Origin of the sequence: Algoriella xinjiangensis (genome assembly GCF_900115015.1) — a bacterium.
Lineage (GTDB): Bacteria > Bacteroidota > Bacteroidia > Flavobacteriales > Weeksellaceae > Empedobacter > Empedobacter xinjiangensis.
This window is the reverse complement of record NZ_FOUZ01000009.1, coordinates 73,903-98,232: the sequence shown is the minus strand read 5'-3', so window position 1 is coordinate 98,232 and position 24,330 is coordinate 73,903. Positions and strand designations below refer to the sequence as shown.

Below are 24,330 nucleotides of genomic sequence, written 5' to 3'. Positions count from 1 at the left end.
TATTGAAATAAAAAAATCGCTCAAATTGAGCGATTTTTTTATTTCTTCTTTTTATACAAAGGCACTGTACTACAAGCCTCGCCAAACATCAACGAATTTACAATTGGTTGCAAACGCTCTATCAACTGTATGTATGCCGAATCTGGAACAGGTTTATGCGAACATCCTTTTACAATAATTTTTCCGTCTTGATATTCTTCATAAGGCAAATGATCTATAATTTCTGTGTACAAAATCATATCCAAATCCTGCAAACTTCCATGCACAACACGCTTTGCAATTGGGTTTAGATACGTTGTAACCAACATATATGCCCACGATGGTACAATTGCATCAGCCGTACACGTTAATACTACATATTTATCTTGGTATTGCGTCCAATCATGCTCTTTTAGGTTTTGACGAAAATCTTTTTCTCTCAAAATTAATTCTTCGTATAACCAATCCTTCAAATCAAATACAACACGCTCTCCATCTGGATAATAATCTTGTAAATCGATTGTAATTAAGCCACTATTGGCAATTTTATTTACTATTTCGTCTGACATTATCATTCTATTTTGAAGAGTAAAATTACGCAATAAAAAATTAGTGGAATCTGTTCGGCTTATAGATTTCTCCTATCTTTGTGTGAAGAAAAACTATTTCCATTGAAATATTATATCATTGCAGGTGAAGCTTCGGGCGATTTACACGCTTCGAACTTAATGAAAGAATTAAAAAAGAAAGATCCTCAAGCCGAATTTCGTTTTTGGGGTGGAGATTTGATGCAAGCGCAAGGCGGAACTTTGGTAAAACATTACCGAGATTTAGCTTTTATGGGTTTTGCAGAAGTTTTAATGAATTTGAAAACAATTTTAGGAAACATTTCTGTTGCTAAAAAAGATATCGAAGCCTATCAACCAGACGCAGTGATTTTGGTCGATTATCCTGGTTTTAATTTACGAATTGCAGAGTTTGTAAAGAAACTTGGTATAAAAGTTTACTATTATATTTCGCCTCAAATTTGGGCTTGGAAAACTGGTCGTGTTCATAAAATAAAAAAGGTAGTTGATAAAATGTTTGTTATTCTTCCATTTGAAGAAGAGTTTTATCAACGCTATGATTATAAAGTTGATTTTGTAGGAAATCCACTACTAGATTCGCTAAATAATCTTCCCGAAATAGATGAAGCAAAGTTCAGGAAAGATAATAATTTGGATGATCGTCCTATAATTGCACTTTTACCAGGAAGTCGTACACAAGAAATTAAAGTAAAATTACCTTTGATGCTTTCGGTACAAAAAGATTTTCCTGATTATCAATTTGTGGTTGCAGGTGCACCTTCTCAACCTATAAAAAACTACAAAGAAATTGCAGGAGATGACTTGAAAATTGTCGAAAATAGAACGTACGATTTATTAAGAATTTCTTATGCAGCCTTGGTTACATCTGGTACAGCAACTTTAGAAACTGCATTATTAAAAGTACCCGAAGTTGTTTGTTACAAAGGAAATCGTATTTCGTACGAAATAGGAAAACGTGTGGTTAAAAATATTCGTTTTATCTCGCTTGTTAATTTAATTATGGATAAAGAAGTGGTAAAAGAACTTATACAACACGAGTTAACATATACGAATATCAAACACGAATTAAATTTAATTCTGAATACACCAAAGCGTGCACAAATATTAAGTGATTACAAAGAATTGTATCATAAACTTGGTGGCGTTGGCGCTTCGGAGCGTACTGCGAATTTAATTGTTGATGATTTAAAAAAATAATTAATACGTAGACGCAACCTTTTTAAAAAATATATCTCTTACAAAAAGAGAGAGCCAAAATATTATTAGGTAATTTCTAGACAAGGTTAACCTAACTTAAAAGTTAACAAACTTTTCTAACACAAAAAATCCTTTTAGCATTTGCTTAAAAGGATTTTTTAATTTCGCTAAATGTTAAAATTTATAATTCTTTTTTTATTATAACGCAACCATTTACAAAATCTAACTCTTACTTTTATAGAACAATAAAATACATACCATGAAATTAGTAAAAAGATTAAGCGCTTTAGCTTTTGTAGGCTTTTTAGGATTAGCAACAACAAGCTGTTTAAATAATGATGATGACAATGATTATTCTACTTTTGGATTTTTTCCAACAACTAAGATTGAAGTTAATCAGGATTCAATAATGCCAGCTGGTAAAACAACAAATGTGCATGTAACTTATCAAAAAACTAATTCTTGTCAAGATTTTATTCAATTTAGTTTATTACAAGGTAGTACTGCTTTTAAACATAACATTGGTGTATATGGGAAACAATCTAATAGTACAAGTTGTACAGAAGGTATCACTTTAGAAACAAAAACATTAAAGTTTACTCCTAAAGATGCTGGTGAATATACATTAAAATTCTGGACAGGTAATAAAGAAGGTAGTACATCTCCAAAATACGATTCTATCGTTTTAGATATCAAAGCACAATAATAGACAAATTAAATTTTGAATGACTCTCTTGAAAATGTAATCAAAAGCTGTCAAGAAAAAAATAGAAAGGCACAAGAAGAAATTTATCTTCAGTTTTCATCTATTTTATTCTCGATATGTCTTCGTTATGCAGAAAATTACGAAGACGCGCAAGATACTTTTCAAGAGGGTTTTGTTATTATTTTTAATAAAATAGACCAATTTAAATTTCAAGGTTCTTTTGAAGGATGGATGAAACGAATTATGATTAATTTGTCCTTAGAAAAAATCAAGAAAAAGAAAACTATTTCATTTGACGATTACGAAAATCATCTTCAATTAACTACTGATAATGAAGTAGATGACTTACCGCAAGATTATGATTATCAACAACTATTAGAAACTATACAACATCTTCCACCACAATATAGGCAAGTTTTTAACCTCTACATTTTTGAAGAATATTCGCACCAAGAAATTGCAGAATTACTCCAAATTTCAGTCGGAACCTCCAAATCAAATCTCTCTAGAGCAAAAAATTTATTAAAACAAAAACTTACCCTTTTAAAACCTATCGCAGATGAAAAAGTTTGATCAATATATAAAAGATAATCTATCGCAACCACAAACTCCGCCTTTGGATGCTTGGAAAAATATCCAAGAAAAATTAGATGAAAAGGAGAAAAAGAAGCGAATTATTCCACTATTTTATTGGATTGGTTCTACTGCTGCGTGCTTAGTTTTGGGCGTTGGTGTTTATTATTTTTATCAAAATGACACGATAAATTCTTCAATTAAAACTCCAGAAATTGTACATTCTAAAAAGAAAAATCAGCAAGAAACTGATTCTAACACTGAAAAAGATTTCAATCAAATAAAATCGATTGAGAATAAAATTAATGCAGATAAAAATATTGAAAAATCTAGTTCAAATTCTGTAAATCAATTTGCTTTTGGAAAAGAAAATAATCTAGAATATCAATCAAAAAATTTTGAAAATATAAATCTGAAGAATGATCATTTATTATCAAATGATGCTATTTTTTCGAATGTTTTCGCAACAAAAAATCCTTCTAATTTTACTGAAAAAATCTTTCCAGAATCGCTTCATACTAATGTAAAAAAAGAAGAAATTACAAAAAATGAGGAAAATACTTTAAAAGAAAACGAACTAGAATTAGCTATTGCAGAACAAAATAAAAAGCAAGAAAATAAAATAGAAATTAAACAAACCGCTCCAAAATTTGCAGTTTCTTCTTTTGTAAATCCATCCGTTTTATTAGATTCTAAATCTATTTTATCTGATGAATTTAATCAAAATGATATCGAAAACGCTGTAACAATGGCTTATGGTGCAAAAGTTTCGTTCAAAATAAATGATAAATTAAACATTCGTTCTGGTATTGCAAAAGTTAATTTAGAACAACAAACAAATCAAGTAAACACTGGGCTAAATACTGCAATTGTAGCTTTATCTACACACGAAAATGCGTCTCCTCAAAACACAAATAACATCAATTATAATAGTAATATTCGTGTAAATTCTTCCGCAGCTAATTCGCAAGCAATTATGGCGATTACTACGGAAGCAAGTAAAATGGAGCAAAAAATACAGTACATCGAAGTTCCTTTGGAGCTCGAGTATAAATTATTGACTTTTGATAAATTTAACGTGTTGGCAACAGCTGGTGGAAGTTATTATGTAGTTACAAAAAATACAATTTCTGTAAATTCTTCGGGTACAGATTTCAAAATTGGAAAAGCAACTAACTTAAACAATACAAGTTATAGTGCAAATGCAGGTTTGAAATTGGAGTATATGATTTCGAATAAAACGAGTCTTAATTTTGAACCAAATTATCGTTATATGCTAAATCCTTTAAAAAATGTAGATGCCAAAAATCCATCATTATTAGGTGCAAATCTTGGCTTTTCAATAAAATTTTAAGTAAAAAGACGGATTATTCTCCGCCTTTATTATTGTTCAATTTTATTGCAATTGTATTATTTTCTTCGGTCATTTCAACTTTCGCTTCTTCAAAAGTTGGTTCTCTAAGAATTGGATCTGCATTTGTCGAAAAACCATAAGGCTCTTTACGAACACCAAAAAAACTTTTGTCCAATTGCTTGTTATTATTCACATCTAAATACACTTTTACAGCGTAAAAAGTAGGTTCAATATTCTTAAAAACTGTTTCATATTTGTCAATATTCTCTATCGGAACATACAGTTTTTTAAACGCATTTTGACCCTTTGTATAATTTTCTACATTTCGATAAAATTCAATCGCTAAATTTCCTTTCATCTTCTTAATATTTGTAATCGATAATTTTACATCGATTTGAGCCATCGCAAATTGTGCTAAAAATAACACAACGATCATTAGAATTTTCTTCATTGTTTGAAATTCTTTTTTAATTATTTCATTTACAAATACTTAAAAATCAATATCTGTAAATTTTAGTTTAAATTATAGGTATGAAAAAGTATCTCTTTTTTATACTAACAATTTGTTTCTCAATTGGAATAATCATTTCTGAATTATTAATTCCTGCTACAAATTTACGAATTATATTTTTTCTGATAATCGCCTTACTTTTTATAAGTGTGTTAAAAAATAAAAATAGACAAAATATCTATCCTTATTTGGGCATTTCGATAATTTTAGGTGTCTATATTCATCAAAATTATAATCGAGATCGAAATAAAGAAATTGAGCAAACATCAAAGATATTCCTCTTAAAAGTCGTTAATCAGGCTAATAAATCAGAAAAATATCACAATTACGTTGTAAAAGATTTAGAAAATAATCAGCAACTAATTTTACATTTAAAGCATCAAAAGCATGAATATTATCCAAATGATGAATTGATTATTTATTCAAAATCAGTAGAAATTCAAGGTGTTTTAAATCCAAATCAGTTTGATTACAAGCAATTTTTAGCGAGAAAAAGAATTTATTCGCAATTATTTGTGGATACTATTATTGCAAAACATAAAGACGGAAGTGGTTGGAAAAATTGGTCTGTAAAATCAAAAGAATCTATTCGAGAAAAATTAAAACAACATGGTTATAATTTAGAAAGTAGAGCAATAATTTCGTCGATGCTTTTGGGCGATAGAACAGAACTTTCACCAGAACTTAACCAAAGTTATATTGCTACGGGAGTTGTGCATATTTTATCCATTTCTGGACTGCATGTCATGATGATTTACATGATTCTACAATTTGTTTTAAAACCGCTTATTCGGCTTAAAAACGGACGAAAAACTCGAATTATTCTCAGTCTTATTATCATTTGGTTTTTTGCTTTTTATGTAGAATTGCAACCACCCGTTTTTCGTTCTGCTTTGATGATTACAATTTATTATTGCAGCGAATTACTAAATCGTCCAAAAAACATTTACCATACTTTGTCGCTTTCGGCTTTTATCATTTTACTGTTTCAACCTAATTTTTTATTTGACGTTGGTTTTCAGTTAAGTTTTTCGGCTGTATTTTTTATTGTTTGGCTTAATCCGATTTTTGAACATTATTTTACTGTAAATAATGATTTTCTTAGACGAATTAAAGTGATGACGGAAACAAGTATTTCGGCTCAATTAGGAACTTTGCCAATTTCTGTATTTTATTTTAATCAGTTTTCTAGTTTATTTTTATTCGGAAATCTTGTTCTAATTCCAGCTTCATTTTTGATGATTTGTGGTGGAATTATTAGTATTCTTCTTGTTATTTTTGATCTCAATATTCCTGCTTATACTTGGCTTTATAATCAATTTATCTACGTTTCAAATTACTATATTTATTGGTTATCTAGCTTTGGAAATTTTGTAATTAAAGATGTTTACATTAGTATGTTTACTGCAATTTTACTGATTGTAATTCTGTATTGTTTAAAACCTATTTTTCTTAAAAAATCTAAATTAGCTTTATTAATTGCTTTTGGAAGTTTATTTTTAATAGAAACTGATCGATTTTTAGCTATTTATCATTTAAATAACAGCAATGAATTAATAGTTTTTAATCAATATAAAAATAGTGTAATCGGTATTAGAAATGGTCGAAATTTTTCAGTTTTGAGCGAGAATTTACTGGATGATAAAACTTATCAATACACTATAAAACCTTACAAAATAAAGAATAGAATTAAGCAAATTGACTTCTATTCGTATCAATCAAATTTTAAACATACTCACTTTATTAAACATCAAAATTCCATCGAAACCAAAACGTTTCAATTGTTATTGAATGAAGAAAATAAGACAGATTTACCTTATTATGTTTTAGTTCATCAATCTAAAATTTATCCTTTTGAAAAGTCTCCAAAACTAAAAAGGGTAATTGCCGATGCCAGCAACTACCCTTCTATTGTTACAGAATTAGAAACAAAATATAGTTTCGATTCTGTGTTATGGAAAACCTCTAAACAAGGTTATTTCTCAATTAAATTTTGATGTCTTGTATAAAATCGTTTGCTCCTCTAAAACCTAAAACAACTTTGTTTATGTTTCCTTTTCCGTCCATCAAAACGGTTGCAGGATAACTTAATTGTCCGTTTGTAAACGCATAAGCCATATAGTTTGCTTTAGCTGGCGCAATGTAAGTGTAATTAATTCCGTTAAATTTCACCATTTCTTTCGTCTCGGCGTCAAATTTTATGGCAATATAATTTTTGTTTACATAATCTGCAACCTTCGCATCTGTAAAAGTTTCTTTGTCTAAACGCTTACAGAATCCGCACCATGTTGTATAGAAATTCATCAATACTGGTTTTTCTGGATGTGCTTTTATTTCTTTTGTTGCTTCGTCTAATGTTAACCATTTAATTTCTTGTCCGAAAAGAAATGATGAAAAGATGAATACAACGATTGCTAAACTCGATTTCATAGCGATTTATTTTTATTTAACTCCGTGCATCAATTTCTTCAATACTGGGTTTAATGCCATTACTAATAATCCTGCAACAATTGGTACAATTGTAAAGATTAAGAAGAAAGTTGATAACGAATATTCTTTTGTTATATTTTCGATTTGACCACCTAAAATGGCTGCCAATTTGTTACCAATTGCAATAGCAAGGTACCACATTCCGAACATAAATGCAATCATACGAGCCGGAACTAATTTCGATACGTAAGAAAGACCTACTGGAGATAAACAAAGTTCTCCTAATGTGTGGAATAAGTAAGCTAATACTAACCAAATGATAGAAACACGAACGCCTTCTGCGATTCCGTAAGAACCAAAAGCTAAACATCCGAATCCGATTGCCATAATGATTAATCCTAAACCGTATTTTACAGCTGCAGATGGATTGTATTTAGAATCCCAAACACGAGAAACTAATGAAGCCAATGCAATAATAAAGAATGAGTTTAGAGTAGAGAACCAAGAAACTGTAATTTCTACTTGGCTGTCTTTAATCTCTGCAACTTTAGCTGGAATAATTTCTGATGGTTTACTTTCTTTTTTGTACTCAGCGTCTAATTTGATTAAATCTGCTGGCGTAACTAAAACAAATTTGTCTCCTTCTTTGTGAATATTAATCACAGCATCTTTTGTTAAAGCGTCTTGCGAAGCTAAATTAACGTTAGATGTTACAATTTTATCTGTAGCGTTTGCAACATAAGAAGCTGTAATTGGTGTTTCGTTAAAAACTGGTTTACCTTCTTCGTCTAAAACTTGTACATTTTTATCGTCTAATTTTGGTGTTTGGATTGATTGATAAGCAACATCGTAAGAGTGAGAACTCCAGTTGTAGTTTAACATCCAAAGTGCAGCAGCCCAAATTCCTAAGAAAGTAATTGCTAATACAATATTAGACCAAAATGCTTTTTTCATTGTTTGTTTAGCCAATAAAACTAAAACGTATGAAATTAAAATTAATGGAACAACAGTTAATAATGTGTTGAAAATATTAAATGTCATTGCAGCGCCTCCTGTTAAGTTACGTTCAGTAAAATCACGTGCGAAGATTACTAATGATGTAGCTCCTTGCTCGAAAGACATCCAGAAGAAGATAACGAAGAATGCGAAAATAATAACGGCAATCATTCTATCACGAACAATTTTCGTATAATTTGCTAAACGACGAATAACAACGATAAAGAATAAAACTAATGCAACAATAATTACAAAGTTTTGTCCTGATAGAGGTCCGATTGAGAATGGAAATAAGTTGATTCCTCCAATAGCACTTAAAGGATCATTAAATGCATATCCTAATCCTAAAACCGTCATTAAAACAATCAATATTTGATCGATTAATGTAAATGGATTTGCTTTTTCGCCTGGCTCGTATTTCGCTTCAACATCTTCTATTTTTTCGTTTAGATTTTGTTTAGAAGGTACTTCACCAACACGACCAAATAAAGGTTTTGCTAACCAAAATTGTAATGTTCCTAATAACATAAAGATTCCGGCTAAACCGAATCCCCAATGCCAACCAACTTTTTCTGCTAAGAAACCACACAACATCATTCCGAAGAATGCACCTGCGTTAACTCCCATGTAAAAAATAGTGTAAGCACCATCTTTTTTCTCAGGGAAATCTTTGTACATTTCTGATAAGATTGACGTCATATTTGGTTTAAAGAATCCTGTTCCAATTACCAAACACGCTAATCCTAAGTATAAGAAAAACGGTGTATCGAAAGCCATAAATGCGTGTCCGAATGTCATAATAATGGCACCCACCACGACGGCCCAACGATAACCTATGTATTTATCTGCGATAATCCCTCCAAAAATTGGTGTAATGTATAATAACATTGCGTAGGTCCCGTACAAAGCTGTTGCTTTTTCGATTGACCACTCCCAACCTGGATTTAATCCAATAACTGCAGCAGTTAAAAATTGAATTAATAAAACGCGCATTCCGTAGAAAGAAAAACGCTCCCACATCTCTGTAAAGAAAAGCACGAACAATCCTGACGGATGTCCTAATACTTTTGAATCAAAGAAATTTTCCGATTTTGAACTCATGTTTGTTTGTTATAATGTATCTTAAAAAATTATTTTACGTCTTGCATTAATTTGCGAACCAATGGAGAAATAAGGATTAAAACTACACCTGCAATCACAGCATACAATGCAATTTCTTTGTATCCATCTGCATAGGCATATAATCTATCTAAATTATCTCCTCCAACAACTGCTGATTTTGACATGTTTGCGCCAATTATACCAGCCACATATTGTCCGTAAGCTGAAGCTAAAAACCACATTCCCATCATCATTCCTTGTAAGTTACGAGTTGATAATTTTGTCATAATTGATAATCCAATTGGTGACAAGCATAACTCTCCGAAGGTAATAACCAATAAGGCTAATGTAAAGAAGTTTAATGATGTTACACCATCTGCATTTGCAAAGAATTTTGTTGCAAATAACACATAATATCCTAATCCTAAGAAGATAAATCCTAATCCGAATTTTATAACTGTATTTGGTTCAATTTTTCTTTTTGCTAACCAAATCCATAATAATCCTAATAATGGTGCAATTAAAATAATAAAAAATGCTCCACCTGAATTATTTACACCATTTGGATCTAAATTTAAACCTAATAAGTTTGAATCTAAATTTTTAGCTGCATAGATACTTAAAGATCCTCCTGCTTGCTCATAAATTCCCCAAAATAAAATAGAAAAGATAATGAAAACTAAAGCTGCATATAATTTTTTACGTTCTACTGCTGTAACTTTCGTCATTTCGTAAAACAAATAAAGTAGTGTTAATGGACCTACAGTGTACATAAAATAATCTGTATAATCTGTATTTTTTACCATTGCCATGATTAATGGAATTGATAAAATAGTACAAACGTAAACAGAAATTTCTTTCCACATAGGCATACGAACTGTTTCGCCTGATGGTAATAATTTGCGCGGTTGTAAACCAATTGGTCCTAAATGTCTTTCTGTAAAAAAGAAGTTAATTAAACTGATTAGCATTACAAAAGCTGCTAAACCAAAAGCAACATTCCAACGATGTGCAACGTCAATAATATCTGTTAACATGTGTCCTTTACCAATGGCAATACACACGTAACCTCCTAAAAATGCACCTAAATTGATACCTGCATAAAATAATGAAAATCCTGCATCGGTTCTATCATCACCTTTTTTATACAATTCTCCAACCATTGTAGAGATGTTTGGTTTAAAGAAACCCGTACCTACAACCGTAAAAGCCATTCCCAAAAAGAAAAAATTATGTGGATCTGTAGCCAATAAGATACTTCCCAAAATCATTAAAATTCCTCCCCAGAAAAGTGATTTCCTAAACCCTAAAATTTTATCTGCAAATAAACCTCCAACAAATGTAAATGCGCATACAAAAGCTTGTATTGCGGCGTATTGCAGTTGCGATTGTGCTTCTTCAAATTTCAGTTGGTCAATCATAAAAAACACCAACATTCCGCGCATTCCGTAGAAGCAAAATCTCTCCCACATTTCAGAAAAGAAAAGACTCCAAATTTGTTTTGGATATTTTCCTTTAAAATTCTGAATTTCTTCTAAAGTTAATTCTTTACTCATAATTTCTTTAACTAAACGCTAATATAACTTTTAGATTTTATTAGCAATCAACGAAAATAAAAAAAACCTCCGACAATGCGGAGGTTTTTTTTGATTTATGCATGATTTTTATCAAATCGATTGATTAATTCTGCTTTTGTTTGGCTAATTAAAATAAATAGCTAGTCAATTATAAATTCTTCTTCAAGAAAGTTGTCATTTTACGATAAAGCTGTACGCGTGTATTTCCACCATAAATCCCGTGATCTTTATCGGTATAAATCGCCATATCAAAATCTTTATTGGCTTGTACCAAAGCTTCTGACAACTCAAACGTATTTTGTGGATGTACATTATCATCAGCAGAACCGTGTATTAATAAGAAATTTCCTTTTAATTGATTCGCATAATTAATTGGCGAATTGTCATCATATCCAGCTGCATTTTCTTCTGGTGTACGCATAAAACGCTCTGTATAAACAGAATCGTAATAACGCCAATTGGTTACCGGCGCAACTGCAATTGCCGCTTTAAAAACATCGTTTCCTTTAAACAAAACATTAGACGCCATAAAACCACCGTAAGACCAACCCCAAATACCAATTCTAGCTTTGTCTACATACGGTAAATTACCAATTTCTTTAGCTGCTGCAATTTGATCTTCTACTTCGTATTTACCTAATTGTAAATATGTTTGTTTTTTAAATTCTTCTCCTTTGTAACCTGTTCCACGACCATCAACACAAAAAACAATATAACCTTCTTGCGCCAACATCATGTGCCAATAATCATTCGAATTAAAATATGTATTGTTTACATTTTGAGAACCTGGACCAGAATATTGATACATCAAAACTGGGTATTTTTTGTTTGGATCAAAATCTTTTGGTTTGATAACATAAGCGTTCAATTCGTTTCCTGCAGCTGTTTTCAATACAAATAATTCTTTTGTTCCGATATTATCTGCATTCAATTTTTCCTTCAAAGGTTGATTGTTTACAATAACACCTAAATCTTTTCCTGATTTAGATTCAACCAAACTAATTGTTTTTGGTGTTGTAACAGACGAAAAAGTATTGATAAAATACGTAAAATTCTTACTGAAAGCGGCAGAATTTGTTCCGTTATTTTTTGTTAACATCGTACTTTTTTTACCATCTAAACTAATTGCAGAAATTTGTCTTTCTGTCGAAATACGTTTTCCGTTATTAGCGTTTGATTGATAATAAAGTGTCTTATTTGTAGGATTGTAACCATAATAGTTTGTTACTTCCCAATCTCCTTTTGTTACTTGATTGATTAATTTACCGTTATCTGCATAATGATAAATGTGGTTATTTCCGTCGCGCTCCGAAGTCCATAAAAATGAATTATCCGCTAAAAATTCGACTGTTAAATTATCCGTCTCAATCCACGCTTTATTTGTTTCTGTAAATAATTTATTTACTTTTTTTGTATTGATATCATAAAAAGATACATCTACATTATTTTGATGACGATTTGACGTTACAACCGTTAATAAATTAGCTTTTGTAGAGAATTTAATTTTCGGAATATAATAATTCTGAACACCACCTAAATCAACATTTGTTGTTGCATTATTTTTTGTATCAAAAACATGTAAACTAACTTCAGAATTGTCTTGTCCAGCTTTTGGATATTTATAACGCAATTCCTCTGGATAAAGGTTATGGTAATAAATAGGAATGTTAATTTCTTTTACTTTAGACTCGTCGAAACGTACATAAGCCAAAGAAGTTCCATCTGCATTCCAATCAAAATTGCGTACAAAACCAAACTCTTCTTCGTAAACCCAATCGTTAATTCCGTTGATGATATTATTCTTTTTACCGTCTGTTGTAACCTGCGTTACTTTATTTGTTTTTAAATCTTGAATGTATAAATTATTATCAAAAGCAAAAGCTACTTTAGACGCATCTGGCGAAAACAAAGGTTCTTGAATTCCTTTACCATCAAATACCAATGTTTTGGCTTTTGTTTGCGTATCATACACTTCGAATTTCGCTGTAAATGAATGACGATAAATTTGATTAGCATTTGTTTGCAATAACACATAACGCTCATTATTACTAAATTCGTAACCTTCAAATTTTCCTGGAACTAAAACAACATCTGCAGCTTCACCTTTTTTTAAAGTTGATGCATACGAGCGTTTTACCAAACCTTCTTTTGTTAAAACAGTATAATTTTCACCATCATTTAAAGAATTTACACCGTACAAAGAATTCTCTCTATATTTTCCACCATAAATACCTTCAAGCGTAATTTGTTGCGAAAAAGAGCAAACGCTCAAGGCAAAAACAGCTAAACTTAAAATAATTTTTTTCATAATTGTATCCTAAACATGTGAGTTCAAACTCTCAAATATAATAAAAACTTGATTCACAGATTTAGTTTTGAGTAGAATTATTCCCTATAAATATGAGTCGTCCAAAACTTTTTAAGTATTTTTATACATTCTATCAGTAGAAACGTTTGTAATTTTGTAACTAAATAAAATATCCAATATGAAGCATCAAGCAGTTGAAGGATTTTCGAAATTATCGAAAGAAGGAAAAATTGAATGGGTAGTTAATGAGTATTTAAATGGCGACGAAAAAGCCATCCAAACATTAAAACAATATTGGAATGATGATGCAGATTTGCAAAAACTGCACGATGAATTTTCTGAAAACACAGTTTCTAATTTTTATATGCCATTTGGTTTAGCGCCAAATTTCTTAATTAACAACGAGTTATTCGCAATACCAATGGCTGTAGAGGAATCTTCGGTTGTTGCGGCGGCTTCTAAAGCGGCTAAATTTTGGCAAACACGTGGAGGATTTAAAACAACCGTTTTATCTACAACCAAATTAGGACATGTACATTTTATGTACGAAGGCGATTTTGAGAAATTGAAAAATGCATTTGACACTAAAATCAGTGCACAATTAATTGAAACAACTAATGACATTACCAAAAATATGCGCGCGCGCGGTGGTGGAATTTTAGCGTTAGAATTAATTGATAAAACATCCGAATTAGCAAATTATTACCAAATAAAAGCTTCTTTTGAAACAATGGATTCGATGGGTGCAAACTTTATCAATTCTTGTTTAGAGCAATTTGCAAAAACATTGCGCGCAGAAATTGAAGCTGACGATACTTTTACATCAGACGAAAAAGATTCAATTCAAATCGTAATGTGTATTTTGTCAAACTATACACCAGATTGTATTGTACGCGCAGAAGTTTCTTGCCCAATTGAGCAATTAGCGGAAGGAAATGTTACGGCAGAAGAATTTATAGAGAAATTTTCTCGTGCAGTTCGTATCGCCGAAATTGAGCCTTATCGCGCCACAACACATAACAAAGGAATTATGAACGGAATAGATTCTGTTGTAATTGCAACAGGAAATGATTTTCGTGCTGTAGAAGCTTGTGCACATACGTATGCATCAAAAGATGGTCATTATTCGTCGTTAACACATTGCGAAGTAAAAGATGGTATTTTCCGTTTTTGGATTGATTTACCAACTGCTTTAGGAACAATTGGCGGATTAACAAATTTGCATCCGTTGGTTAAATTGGCGTTGGCAGTTTTAGGAAAACCAAATGCAAAAGAATTGATGGGATTTGTTGCTGTTGCAGGTTTAGCACAGAATTTTGCTGCTCTGCGTTCTTTGGTTACAACCGGAATTCAGAAAGGTCATATGAAAATGCACTTAATGAATATCCTTAATCAATTAGAAGCAACGGAAAACGAAAAAAACTATTTTGTCAATTATTTTAAAGACAAAACAGTTACACATCATACTGTAATCGAAGAATTTTGTAAACTACGTGGTGTTAAAAACGTAGAAGAAATCAAAAAAGATAAATAGGTGGATTTAGAAGAATATTTTGCCGAAGCGAAGCTAAAACAAAAAGAACATAAAAAGTTTTTAGAAAGGCTAAAGAGAAAACTACCAAAAAATTTAGACCAAAAAATGGAAGAAATTCACGATGATGTTTTCAGTCGTGTGGATTGTCTTTCGTGTGCCAATTGTTGCAAAACAACTGGACCACTTTTTACGCAAAAAGATATTGAACGTTTATCGCATGTTTTTCGTTTAAAACCAAGTCAATTTATTGAAAAATATTTACGAATTGACGAAGATGATGATTATGTTTTACAACAAACTCCTTGTCCATTTTTGGCGAGTGATAATTATTGTTTGGTTTACGAAGATCGCCCAAAAGCGTGCAGAGAATATCCACATACTAATCGTAAAAAGTTTCATCAAATTAATGATTTAACGATTAAAAATACCTTGATTTGTCCTGCGGCTTACGAAGTTGTAGAGCAAATGCAGAAAGAAATAAAAGTGTAATGGACACCATTTTAAAAATAATTGCTTTTGTGATGTTACTTGTTCCGACAATTTATCAGGCAATTGCAGGTTTTAGAACTAAAGATAAAGAAGTTGTCAAAAAAATTGCGTGGCAAACTGTCATTATGCAAGTAATTGGAACATTATTGGCTTATTTTATTTTTATAAAAATTGGTCAAGATAAACAAGTTGCGATTTATGCAGGTTTCGTGTTTTTTTTATCGCTCGTTTTATTAATATTTATTCAAAATATTTTAATTTTCTTGCGAAATAACAACAATCAATAACAATGTAAAATCCCTCAAATTGAGGGATTTTTTTACGCTAATAAATTAACATATTGCTGCGCTTTATCTATAATTTCTGTTTTTACATTATCATAATTAGAATCATAAAAACTGCGTAATTTAAATTTAGATTTTTTGGTTTGAATGGTCAATATTTGATGTCCATTTATTCTCAAAACATCTTCTTCTTCGTACAAATAATAGATTGCACGATATGGAATTTCATCTTTCTTGAAAATTGTTCTGATTTCGAAAGTATCTTCTTTCAATTTAAATAAAGTTAGATTGTAAGTCAAATCATATAAAATTGACATCGAAACTAACAACGAAATCATAAAAATACCAATATTAAGAAATGGATCTTCAAAAAAAAGTTCGCCTCCAAAAAGAAAAGATTTTACAAAAGAAAAAATCACAATCATCATCAAAAAAAATAGAATGATTGGTATGATAACTTGCCAACTTAGCTTAGATTTTATCATAATTTTTTGCTTTGCACTAATTTACAACATTTTGGGATTAAATTTTAGAAAATTATCCATTTAAAAATAAAAAAACCTCGATTATCTCGAGGTTTTAATATGTTATAAAAATGTTATTTGAGGAAAATATCAAATTATATAAAATAATTGATGTTTACTATATTCCAAGATTTATGCCAAACTGAATCATTTTACGATTATCGAATGTATTATCTTTAAAATAATTATTAAAATCTTTGCGAACAAATAGGTTTACAATTCCTAAACCAACTGTAATTTCGGCTCCGTAAACAAAATTGTTTACATTGTAATTTCCTTTATTTTTATTTCGGATTCCATCTCCTTTTACAATATTGTTCGACGATAATAACGTTCCGCCATAGCCGTAAGCCGCAATATAATGTTTAGATTGTGGACGATATGTAAAATCATCTGTTACACGTTTAATCTTAGAAAAATTGTATTTAAAACCAACTGGAACCATAAAATAAGCCGAACGAAGTTTTGATTTATCTAACGATTTTTCGCTTTTTACAAGACCTACATTTCCGTCGCCATCGCGGTTAAACATCATATCATCATCCAAACGATAAGTGCGCCAAGAAAGTAAACCTCCAGCCAAAAAGTTGATTGGACTTGTAATTGACAATTGGCGTTCGTAGACTAAACCAAGTGTTAAATTGCTCGAAAATTTTTCGTGTTTATCCAACTCATCATTATTTTTCCCTGTAAACGCCATATAACCATATGATCCGTAACCGTTGATTGTATTATTAATTTTGTATTTTTTTATGGCTTCTTGCTGCGTTTTCGGAGTTATTGGATCTTCACCATTCATGATAGAAAAAGCAACTTGTTGTTTGATAATATCATCTAAATTGAAATTAACTTCCTGAATACGCTCATTTATTGAGCCAGAATATACATTTGCCAACGCTTCTTTTTTTGCAGTTGCTTCGCTCGAATTTAGCTTACCATCAGCCAAATCTTTGTCTACTTCAGCAATTTTTTTCTCCATTGCTTTTTTTTCTTCTTGTACTATTTGACGAATAACTAATGTAAATTCGCTAATCTGATCGCGGACAATTGGGCTTATTTTATCGTTAGATTTTTCGTTTAAATCAAATGTAAATTTCTGAGCATATAGTGATGTAGCCGACAAACATAGTAATCCTGCTACGATAAGTTTTTTTATCATAATCGTGTTATTTTAACAGTAAAATGGTTAATTAATTGAAGCCAATAGAAACTACGCGCGATTGATTTGACTCTTTTAAATTTTCTTTATTCTCTATTGAATACAACAACATATTTGGATCAACAAAATTCTTTTTCTTCTTTAGTTTTTTGATAGAATCTAAACTGTTATTGGCAACAAATGATTTCTTCGGAATTAAATCTTCTTTGATTATCTCTTTTTTCTCTGTAACAGACGCTGCTTTCGGAATTGATAATTCAACTTGATTCATTTCTTTGTTTACAGCAATTTGTACTTTTCCTTTTTGTACAACTTGTTTTTCTGCTTTTGGTTGTATTTCTTCTACTTTTCTCGCCGAATCAATTTTCTCGTTATTCGCCAACTCATCTGTATGCTTATCTACAATTTCATCTTGTTTTTCGATTGATGAATCTGTATTATTTTGCGTTGGTTGATGAACAACTTCTACATTTGTATCTGTTTGATTGATATATAAAAACACCGACGCAGAAACCGTAAACATGGCTACAACAGCGGCAGACAACCACCATTTGAAATTGGATTGCGGTTGCTGAATTGGCGCCACATCCATACGAGCTTGTATTCTGTCCCATGCATCATGCGACGGATTTAGCTCTCGCTGCTCCAATTCATTAAAAATATGTTTTGATATATTATCCTTCTTTTTCATTTCTTTTTTTCTTTTGCGATAAAACAATTTCTTTCAGTTTCGCCTTTGCTCTAAACAATTGTGTTTTACTTGTTGATACCGAAATATTCAGCATCTCTGCAATTTCTTGGTGCGAATAATCTTCGAGTATATGAAGATTAAAAACCAATCTGTACGGCTCCGAAAGTTGATCTAACACTTCTTGTACATTAAAATCTAACCACTCGTTATCTACTTCATCGTCCACCTCATCATAATCAGCAATTCTATTATCATCCACATAAATCAATGTTTTATTTGAGCGTAAAAATGTTAAACATTCGTTCACCATAATACGTCGTACCCAACCTTCAAAACTTCCTTTATTTTGAAATTTCTGAATATGATTAAATACTTTACAAAAACCGTTAATCATACAATCTTCTGCATAATGCATGTCTTCTATATAACTTCTACAAACACTTAGCATCTTTTTGGACGATTGTTGATAGAGTTCTTTTTGCGCCAAAGCATCGTTCTTTTTTAGTCGATCGACCAAAAGTTCTTCTTTGCTTTTTCTATTTAGGACAAATAAATTCACGTGTGTTAATTGCTTTCTTATTTAATAGACTCAGGTAGTTTGAAAAGGTTACAAAAATTAAGAAAAATATTTCAGATTAAATGACTTTCTATAAAAAAAGCCCGCATTTAGCGAGCTTTTAAATTATTATTTTATTGAATCTTTATTCAACTCATAAAGTATTTTAAGACCTTTTATGGTGTGTAAACGATCATCTGCATCAATTTTTGTTGTTAAAGGCTTATAAACGCCGCCAACACCACCAGTCGAAATAACAAAACATTTTTCACCAGCTTCTTCATTAATACGATCAATCATTCCTTCTACCATACTCAAAAATCCATAAACCATACCTGATTGCATACACGATTCGGTATCGGTACCAAGAACAGATTTTGGTTCTTTCAATTCGATATTTGGTAATTGCGCCGTTTCGCCAACCAAAGAATTAAGCGCGGTAATAATTCCTGGCGCTATAACTACGCCACCAACTGTACCATCATCATTAATTCCTAAAAAGGTTAAAGCTGTACCAAAATCAATCACAATTTTTTTACCATGATAATCTTGATAATGCGCCGCAACTGCATTTGCATACAAATCTGTTCCCATTTGGTTAGATGTATGTACAATTGCTGAAGGCGTGTTACGATCGACAATCATTGGTGTAAAATGATGTATTTTACGCAACGCTTTTTTAACATTTAAAGTTAACGGAGGAACAACCGAACCAATTACAATATCTGTAATATCATCTTTCGAAATTCCGAAAGGCTCGTACATATTCGAGAATTTAGCAAAAAATTCGGATTCTGTACGCGGAGGTTTTGAGTTGATTGTCCAAGTAATAATATCCGTTTCGCTTCTAAATGCCGCGAAACGAATATTTGTATTTCCTATGTTTACTGCTAATAACATTATTTTGTGAATACGTTATTATCAAAGTTTACATCTGCCAAACGTTTTGTTGGATCGATTGTAACTTGTTTTACTTCTTTCGAAACTTTAACATCGTACAAAGGTTTTGTCCAGAACCAATCTTCTAAAATTGTTCTTTTTGCACCTTTATATTCTACTAAGTTTTCTGCTGGTTTTTCGCCACGCATTTCACGTAATGGGATATAAAATAATTCTTTTGAACCATCTGTATATTCAACTAATAAATCAATTGGCATTGCAAAATCAGACTTATTTGCTAACGTAATTGTTTTTCCATTTACACCATCAATTGCATAATCAATTTTACGTGTTGTGTTTAAGAATAAATTGAAATACCATTTTAAATTTACGCCTGAAACTTCTTCTGCAACACGTTTGAAATCGTTACCAGAAGGATGTTTAAATTTCCATTCGTCATAAAATCTTAAGAATGTTTTATTCAAATTATCTTGACCAATAATATAACCTAATTGTATGGCTAAAACTTGACCTTTATAATATGCTTCTAACGAATAAGCGTAATTTGTGTTGTAATAATCTGCCAATAAACTTGCTGGTTCTTCTTTACCAGATAACGCCAAATTGATGTATCCTTTGTAAGCATCTGGATTTGGATTAGATGGAATAACTTTTACTTTTTCGTACACATTAAGATGCGCCATTTGCTCTACATAAGATGTAAAACCTTCGTCAAACCATTCATTATACGTTTCATTAATTCCGAATAATTGTTGGTACCAAGAGTGCGCTGCTTCGTGAAAAATTGTTCCGATTAAGCTATCTAAGTTTTTACCACCAGCAATTAAAGTTGCTGTTCCGTATTCCATTCCACCATCACCACCTTGGATAATTGAGTATGTTTTCCATGGATATTCTCCAAAATGTTCTGAATTATAATCAAAGAAACCTAATGCATAAGGCATTGCTTTGCGCCAAGCTGGCGAAGAATCGTTGTCTTGATAAATTAAGTAAATATCTACACCATGTTTAGATTTTGCATGTTCTACGATAAATTCTTTATCGGCTGCCCAAACAAAATCATGAATATTTTCTGCTTTAAAATTCCATGTTGCTTTCCCGTTTTTCTCTTTAATCACAGGATTTTTTACATAACCTTTTACCTCTTTTGGATTTTGTAATTCTCCCGAAGCACCAACTATATAGTCTTTACCGATATTAATTGTTACATCAAAATTACCAAAAGGTGCAAAAAATTCGCGACCAATATATTCGTCTAAATGCCATCCTTCTGGATCAAACTCTGCCATTTTAGGATACCATTGCGCCATAGAAAAATCTACGCCATCTTTTGAATTTCTTCCTGTACGACGAATTTGTTCTGGAATTTGAGCATTCCAAACCATATCAAAAGTAGCAGTTTGACCTTCTGCAATTGGTTTTGCCAAGGTTACTTCTAAAATTGTACCATCAACTTTATATGTAACAGCTTGTCCATTTTGTGTTAATGAAGTTACTTTTTGATACCCGATTTGGTCTGGTGTTAAAGTAGAAATTCTACTTTGATATTTAGGATTTTCTTTTGTTCCGATATTATTTGTCATTCGCTTATCTGGATCGACAATGTTTTGTAAACGATTATCCATCATGCTTCCTGGTTGAAAAGCATTGTAATACAAATGAAAATAAACTTTGTTTAGGTTTTGACCTGAATTATTCGTGTATTTCAATTGCATTTTTCCGTCGAATTGATATGCATTTTCTTTCATATCAACCGTCATTTTGTAATCTACTTTTTGTTGCCAATAACCTTTGCGTTGCGCAAATGCAAATTGTACTAAACATAAACAGATTAATAGTGTAAATTTTCTCATTTCAAACTAATTCATTAAACTTTAATCTCTCAAAAATACAAAAAAGCTTTAAACAGACAGGTTTTGTTTCAAGCTTTTAAAATAGTAATCATTTTTCCTGCCTTATAATTATACAAAAAGCTCGTGTTAAACAAATTAACACGAGCTTTTTCAAAATAATAAATAATAATAAACTATACCTATTTTACAATTACCACATTGGTGTTTGTAAAAATGTTGATAAAATTCCTGGGAAAATTCCCATTACAATTAAGATAACCATTCCTACAATTAGTAAGAAATTAGTTAATCCGTCTTGAGATTTTACTTTATTTTTTCCTTTCTTAAAGTACATATAGTTGATGACTTTAAAGTAATAATACATACTTAAAACTGCCATTACTAATGCGATAACAATTAAGAAAAGGTTTTTATCATTTGTTCCTCCAATACTCAAAGCCATAAATTTTGCGAAGAAACCTCCCGTTAAAGGAATTCCTGCCAATGAAATTAATGAGATTGTAACTGATGCTGCTAATATTGGATTTGCTTTTCCTAAACCTGTGAAACTATCAAATTTTGGATTTTTGAATTGGTCTATCGCATAAAAAATAATAAAGTTAGCAACAGAATAAGCAATCGTATAAAACATTAATGCTTCTTTAGATGCTGAGTTTATTGTGAACAATACAAATAACATGAAACCTGCTTGTGCGATTGATGAATAAGCCATCAAACGTTTTACAGATTTTTGCGAAACAGCGCCAAAGTTTCCGATGAACAATGTTAAGATGATAATTGATGCCAATAACAAACGATAATATTCGCCATATTCTACATTTGTTGGGAATGATTTTAAAACCATTATAAATCCTAAAAATGATCCTCCTTTGATGATTGTCGACATAAATGATGTAAACACGGTTGGTGTTCCGTCATACACATCGGGCGTCCATGCGTGGAAAGGCGCAGCTGATACTTTAAAACAAAATGCGAAGATGATTAAACACCATCCGGCATAATAAATATTTTCGAATACGGGATTATAGTTTACCAATTGGTCAACCATAAATGTGCCTGTTGCACCGTATAAAAGTGTAACACCTAACATTAAAATTCCTGTAGAAAATGCTCCCATCAAGAAATATTTAACCGATGCTTCTGTACTTTTAACACTTTCTTTGTTTGTACCTGCAATAATGTACATTGGGATCGACATTAATTCGATTCCTAAAAACATCATTACTAAGTTATGAAATTGTGCTAAGACAGCGATTCCTGTAAATGCGAAAAAGATAAGTGCATAATATTCTGCGACATGTTTTCCGACTTTACCAAAAGCGTCTTTGTTTAATAATAAGTAAAAAATTGCCAATGCAGCTAATGCGATAAAAAAGGAAACGCCGTAAAGCGATTGTCCAATCATATTGTCAAATTTACCTGCGAACATTGAGCAACCTCTCAACTCGAAAATTCCTCCTATAATCATTCCGAAAAACAAAACAACAGAAAGAATATTTAAGGCACGATTATTTTTGATGTAGAATCCACTAAACATCAAAATAATTCCTGAAAGTGCTGATAAAATAATAGTATTCATATTCTATTTCTTCAAAATGATTTAATGAGCTAATAAATTAAAAATTGGTGCTGGATAAATCCCTAAAATGATAATCAAAATAGCGATAACAGATAAAACTGCGATTGGTCCAAAACCTCCTTTTTTAGAATCTTTTTCTTTGATATTTTTTACTTCTCCGAAAAGTATTTCACTTGACAATCTTAATGTATAAACTGCTGATAAGATTACACCTAAACATGCCACAACACATAAAACTGGATTGAATGTAAACAATGCCGAAAGCATCATAAACTCTCCAATAAACGAGCTTGTAAGTGGTAATGCAATATTTGCTAAACCAAATATCATAAACAAGATAGACAATGTTGGATCTACTTTTGCTAATCCTCCAATTGATTTGATGTCTGTTAAATGATATTTTCTTTCCATAATATCCACACAAATCCATAATCCTAAAACGACTAAACCGTGCGAAAACATTTGGAAATAAGCACCTGTAATACCATTTGCTAATTCAGAAAATAACGATACAAAAATTAATGCTAAGTGAGCAATAGAGCTATATGCAATAATTTTCTTAACGTTTTTAGAGCTTAAAGCAATTAACGATGCGTAAACCAATCCGAAAATTGCAATGTACATAATGTACTTAAACAATCCCGAAACGGTTGGAAACATACCTAAATACCAGTTTACAACGGCAAACAATCCCATCTTCGCCATCAAAGCTGAAAGTACAACTGTAAGTGGTGTTGGTGATGTTTTGTAAATTGTTGGTTGCCATGTATGAAATGGGAAAATTGGAATTTTGATTACAAAAGCAATTAAAAATAACAAAGCCAATGTTGTGTTTGTTGAATAAACTGCTGAGGTTACTTGTTGCACATCTGCTAATAAAAACGATGTTGGTTTTAAGTAAAATCCGATGTAAACAATTCCACCTAACATAAACATTGATCCTAAAATTGTGTAAAGGAAAAACGTCATATTTGCGCGAAGTTTGTCTTTTCCTTTTCCGAATAATCCAATTAAGAAATAAACCGGAATAAGAACAACTTCCCAGAAAAAGTAGAATAAAATTAAGTCTTCTGCTAAGAAAACACCATTTAACCCTGCTAAAGTGATTAATAATAATCCGTAAAAAGTATTTGAATAATTTTGTTTAGATGTTGACAAATAAACAAATAAAGCCAAATAAGTAAAATTGGATAAAAGCAACATTAAGCCACCTAATCCTTGAGCATTTAACGCAAAATAAGTTTTAACGCTATTGAAGTTAAACCAAGGCGCATGATATACTAATTCATTTGTACCACCTTTGCAAGTGATGAAAAAATACAATGCAACCAAAGCTCCACCTACGAATGCTCCTAACCATCTTTGTGGTTTTTGATCTTTCATTAATAGCATAAAAACTCCTACTATTAATGGTAATATGATAAATAAAGATAAAAGCATTT

22 protein-coding genes are annotated in these 24,330 nt (G+C 31.1%); 8 read left to right on the top strand and 14 right to left on the bottom strand.

The annotated features are described in order from the left end of the window. Positions 1–38: 38 nt before the first annotated feature. Positions 39–548, bottom strand: coding sequence for a DUF2480 family protein (locus tag BM072_RS09890; protein ID WP_092908509.1), 510 nt, complete (start codon positions 546–548; stop codon positions 39–41). A 102-nt stretch (positions 549–650) separates the two neighbouring features. Between BM072_RS09890 and lpxB the strand changes: the two genes are divergently transcribed. The 4 genes from lpxB to BM072_RS09870 all read left to right on the top strand — a co-directional run bounded on the left by lpxB (position 651) and on the right by BM072_RS09870 (position 4,396). Further along, the gene (gene lpxB / locus BM072_RS09885; protein WP_092908508.1) at positions 651–1,763 is read left to right on the top strand and encodes a lipid-A-disaccharide synthase; all 1,113 of its coding nucleotides are present in this window, start codon (positions 651–653) and stop codon (positions 1,761–1,763) included. A 259-nt stretch (positions 1,764–2,022) separates the two neighbouring features. Next, positions 2,023–2,469, top strand: coding sequence for a hypothetical protein (locus BM072_RS09880; protein ID WP_092908507.1), 447 nt, complete (start codon positions 2,023–2,025; stop codon positions 2,467–2,469). A gap of 15 nt (positions 2,470–2,484) precedes the next feature. Beyond that, on the top strand, positions 2,485–3,042 hold the full coding sequence (locus tag BM072_RS09875) for an RNA polymerase sigma factor (protein WP_092908506.1): 558 nt from the start codon (positions 2,485–2,487) through the stop codon (positions 3,040–3,042). Further along, the gene (locus tag BM072_RS09870) at positions 3,029–4,396 is read left to right on the top strand and encodes a porin family protein (RefSeq protein ID WP_092908505.1); all 1,368 of its coding nucleotides are present in this window, start codon (positions 3,029–3,031) and stop codon (positions 4,394–4,396) included. Before BM072_RS09875 ends, BM072_RS09870 begins: the two co-directional genes overlap by 14 nt. Before the next feature lie 13 nt (positions 4,397–4,409). Here the strand turns inward: BM072_RS09870 and BM072_RS09865 are convergent, their stop codons facing one another. Beyond that, the gene (locus BM072_RS09865; protein ID WP_245752120.1) at positions 4,410–4,847 is read right to left on the bottom strand and encodes a DUF2141 domain-containing protein; all 438 of its coding nucleotides are present in this window, start codon (positions 4,845–4,847) and stop codon (positions 4,410–4,412) included. An 80-nt stretch (positions 4,848–4,927) separates the two neighbouring features. On the opposite strand from BM072_RS09865, the gene BM072_RS09860 reads away from it, so the two are divergent. Further along, a complete protein-coding gene (locus BM072_RS09860; RefSeq protein WP_092908504.1) occupies positions 4,928–6,904 on the top strand; it encodes a ComEC/Rec2 family competence protein in 1,977 nt (658 codons plus the stop codon). On the opposite strand, the gene BM072_RS09855 is transcribed toward BM072_RS09860, so the two are convergent. The 4 genes from BM072_RS09855 to BM072_RS09840 all read right to left on the bottom strand — a co-directional run bounded on the left by BM072_RS09855 (position 6,894) and on the right by BM072_RS09840 (position 13,319). Beyond that, entirely contained in the window at positions 6,894–7,337 is a 444-nt protein-coding gene (locus BM072_RS09855) for a thioredoxin family protein (RefSeq protein WP_092908503.1), read from the bottom strand. The genes BM072_RS09860 and BM072_RS09855 overlap by 11 nt on opposite strands. A gap of 12 nt (positions 7,338–7,349) precedes the next feature. Further along, positions 7,350–9,434 carry a peptide MFS transporter gene (locus BM072_RS09850; protein WP_092908502.1) on the bottom strand — a complete coding sequence of 695 codons (2,085 nt, stop codon included), beginning with the start codon at positions 9,432–9,434 and terminating at the stop codon, positions 7,350–7,352. A gap of 29 nt (positions 9,435–9,463) precedes the next feature. Continuing rightward, positions 9,464–10,990 (bottom strand): peptide MFS transporter, encoded by a 1,527-nt coding sequence (locus tag BM072_RS09845; protein WP_092908501.1) that lies wholly within the window; start codon positions 10,988–10,990, stop codon positions 9,464–9,466. 169 nt (positions 10,991–11,159) lie between these two features. Then, on the bottom strand, positions 11,160–13,319 hold the full coding sequence (locus tag BM072_RS09840; protein WP_092908500.1) for a S9 family peptidase: 2,160 nt from the start codon (positions 13,317–13,319) through the stop codon (positions 11,160–11,162). Positions 13,320–13,497: 178 nt separating this feature from the next. Between BM072_RS09840 and BM072_RS09835 the strand changes: the two genes are divergently transcribed. The 3 genes from BM072_RS09835 to BM072_RS09825 are packed head-to-tail and all read left to right on the top strand — an operon-like array spanning position 13,498 to position 15,629. Further along, positions 13,498–14,853: a hydroxymethylglutaryl-CoA reductase gene (locus tag BM072_RS09835; protein WP_092908499.1), complete on the top strand. Its 1,356-nt coding sequence runs from the start codon at positions 13,498–13,500 to the stop codon at positions 14,851–14,853. Beyond that, complete coding sequence (locus BM072_RS09830) at positions 14,854–15,342, top strand: YkgJ family cysteine cluster protein (RefSeq protein WP_092908498.1); 489 nt, start codon at positions 14,854–14,856, stop codon at positions 15,340–15,342. Beyond that, the gene (locus BM072_RS09825) at positions 15,342–15,629 is read left to right on the top strand and encodes a hypothetical protein (RefSeq protein ID WP_092908497.1); all 288 of its coding nucleotides are present in this window, start codon (positions 15,342–15,344) and stop codon (positions 15,627–15,629) included. The genes BM072_RS09830 and BM072_RS09825 overlap by 1 nt, the downstream gene beginning before the upstream one ends. A gap of 32 nt (positions 15,630–15,661) precedes the next feature. Here BM072_RS09825 and BM072_RS09820 read toward each other — a convergent pair whose 3' ends face one another. From BM072_RS09820 to BM072_RS09785, 8 genes are all read right to left on the bottom strand, one after another. Continuing rightward, complete coding sequence (locus BM072_RS09820; RefSeq protein WP_125113473.1) at positions 15,662–16,111, bottom strand: hypothetical protein; 450 nt, start codon at positions 16,109–16,111, stop codon at positions 15,662–15,664. A gap of 157 nt (positions 16,112–16,268) precedes the next feature. Next, entirely contained in the window at positions 16,269–17,309 is a 1,041-nt protein-coding gene (locus BM072_RS09815; protein WP_092908495.1) for a hypothetical protein, read from the bottom strand. Positions 17,310–17,340: 31 nt separating this feature from the next. Next, positions 17,341–18,000, bottom strand: coding sequence for a hypothetical protein (locus BM072_RS09810; RefSeq protein WP_092908494.1), 660 nt, complete (start codon positions 17,998–18,000; stop codon positions 17,341–17,343). After that, on the bottom strand, positions 17,984–18,559 hold the full coding sequence (locus BM072_RS09805; RefSeq protein ID WP_092908493.1) for an RNA polymerase sigma factor: 576 nt from the start codon (positions 18,557–18,559) through the stop codon (positions 17,984–17,986). Before BM072_RS09805 ends, BM072_RS09810 begins: the two co-directional genes overlap by 17 nt. Before the next feature lie 126 nt (positions 18,560–18,685). Further along, positions 18,686–19,456 (bottom strand): type III pantothenate kinase, encoded by a 771-nt coding sequence (locus BM072_RS09800; protein ID WP_177190301.1) that lies wholly within the window; start codon positions 19,454–19,456, stop codon positions 18,686–18,688. After that, positions 19,456–21,309, bottom strand: a complete 1,854-nt coding sequence (locus BM072_RS09795) for a M1 family metallopeptidase (protein WP_092908491.1) — start codon at positions 21,307–21,309, stop codon at positions 19,456–19,458. Before BM072_RS09795 ends, BM072_RS09800 begins: the two co-directional genes overlap by 1 nt. A gap of 190 nt (positions 21,310–21,499) precedes the next feature. Next, a complete protein-coding gene (locus tag BM072_RS09790) occupies positions 21,500–22,888 on the bottom strand; it encodes an NADH-quinone oxidoreductase subunit N (protein ID WP_092908490.1) in 1,389 nt (462 codons plus the stop codon). Positions 22,889–22,909: 21 nt separating this feature from the next. After that, positions 22,910–24,328 carry a complex I subunit 4 family protein gene (locus BM072_RS09785; protein WP_092908489.1) on the bottom strand — a complete coding sequence of 473 codons (1,419 nt, stop codon included), beginning with the start codon at positions 24,326–24,328 and terminating at the stop codon, positions 22,910–22,912. Positions 24,329–24,330 lie beyond the last annotated feature (2 nt).

Bases quoted from the DNA above. Each gene is read 5' to 3' on its own strand.
- BM072_RS09890 (WP_092908509.1), bottom strand. From the start codon at position 548: ATGTCAGACGAAATAGTAAATAAAATTGCCAATAGTGGCTTAATTACA.
- BM072_RS09870 (WP_092908505.1), top strand. From the start codon at position 3,029: ATGAAAAAGTTTGATCAATATATAAAAGATAATCTATCGCAACCACAA.
- BM072_RS09825 (WP_092908497.1), top strand. From the start codon at position 15,342: ATGGACACCATTTTAAAAATAATTGCTTTTGTGATGTTACTTGTTCCG.
- BM072_RS09810 (WP_092908494.1), bottom strand. From the start codon at position 18,000: ATGAAAAAGAAGGATAATATATCAAAACATATTTTTAATGAATTGGAG.
- BM072_RS09845 (WP_092908501.1), bottom strand. From the start codon at position 10,990: ATGAGTAAAGAATTAACTTTAGAAGAAATTCAGAATTTTAAAGGAAAA.
- BM072_RS09855 (WP_092908503.1), bottom strand. From the start codon at position 7,337: ATGAAATCGAGTTTAGCAATCGTTGTATTCATCTTTTCATCATTTCTT.
- BM072_RS09850 (WP_092908502.1), bottom strand. From the start codon at position 9,434: ATGAGTTCAAAATCGGAAAATTTCTTTGATTCAAAAGTATTAGGACAT.
- BM072_RS09860 (WP_092908504.1), top strand. From the start codon at position 4,928: ATGAAAAAGTATCTCTTTTTTATACTAACAATTTGTTTCTCAATTGGA.
- BM072_RS09880 (WP_092908507.1), top strand. From the start codon at position 2,023: ATGAAATTAGTAAAAAGATTAAGCGCTTTAGCTTTTGTAGGCTTTTTA.
- BM072_RS09800 (WP_177190301.1), bottom strand. From the start codon at position 19,456: ATGTTATTAGCAGTAAACATAGGAAATACAAATATTCGTTTCGCGGCA.
- BM072_RS09790 (WP_092908490.1), bottom strand. From the start codon at position 22,888: ATGAATACTATTATTTTATCAGCACTTTCAGGAATTATTTTGATGTTT.
- BM072_RS09795 (WP_092908491.1), bottom strand. From the start codon at position 21,309: ATGAGAAAATTTACACTATTAATCTGTTTATGTTTAGTACAATTTGCA.
- BM072_RS09785 (WP_092908489.1), bottom strand. From the start codon at position 24,328: ATGCTTTTATCTTTATTTATCATATTACCATTAATAGTAGGAGTTTTT.
- BM072_RS09820 (WP_125113473.1), bottom strand. From the start codon at position 16,111: ATGATAAAATCTAAGCTAAGTTGGCAAGTTATCATACCAATCATTCTA.
- BM072_RS09840 (WP_092908500.1), bottom strand. From the start codon at position 13,319: ATGAAAAAAATTATTTTAAGTTTAGCTGTTTTTGCCTTGAGCGTTTGC.
- BM072_RS09815 (WP_092908495.1), bottom strand. From the start codon at position 17,309: ATGATAAAAAAACTTATCGTAGCAGGATTACTATGTTTGTCGGCTACA.
- BM072_RS09865 (WP_245752120.1), bottom strand. From the start codon at position 4,847: ATGAAGAAAATTCTAATGATCGTTGTGTTATTTTTAGCACAATTTGCG.
- BM072_RS09835 (WP_092908499.1), top strand. From the start codon at position 13,498: ATGAAGCATCAAGCAGTTGAAGGATTTTCGAAATTATCGAAAGAAGGA.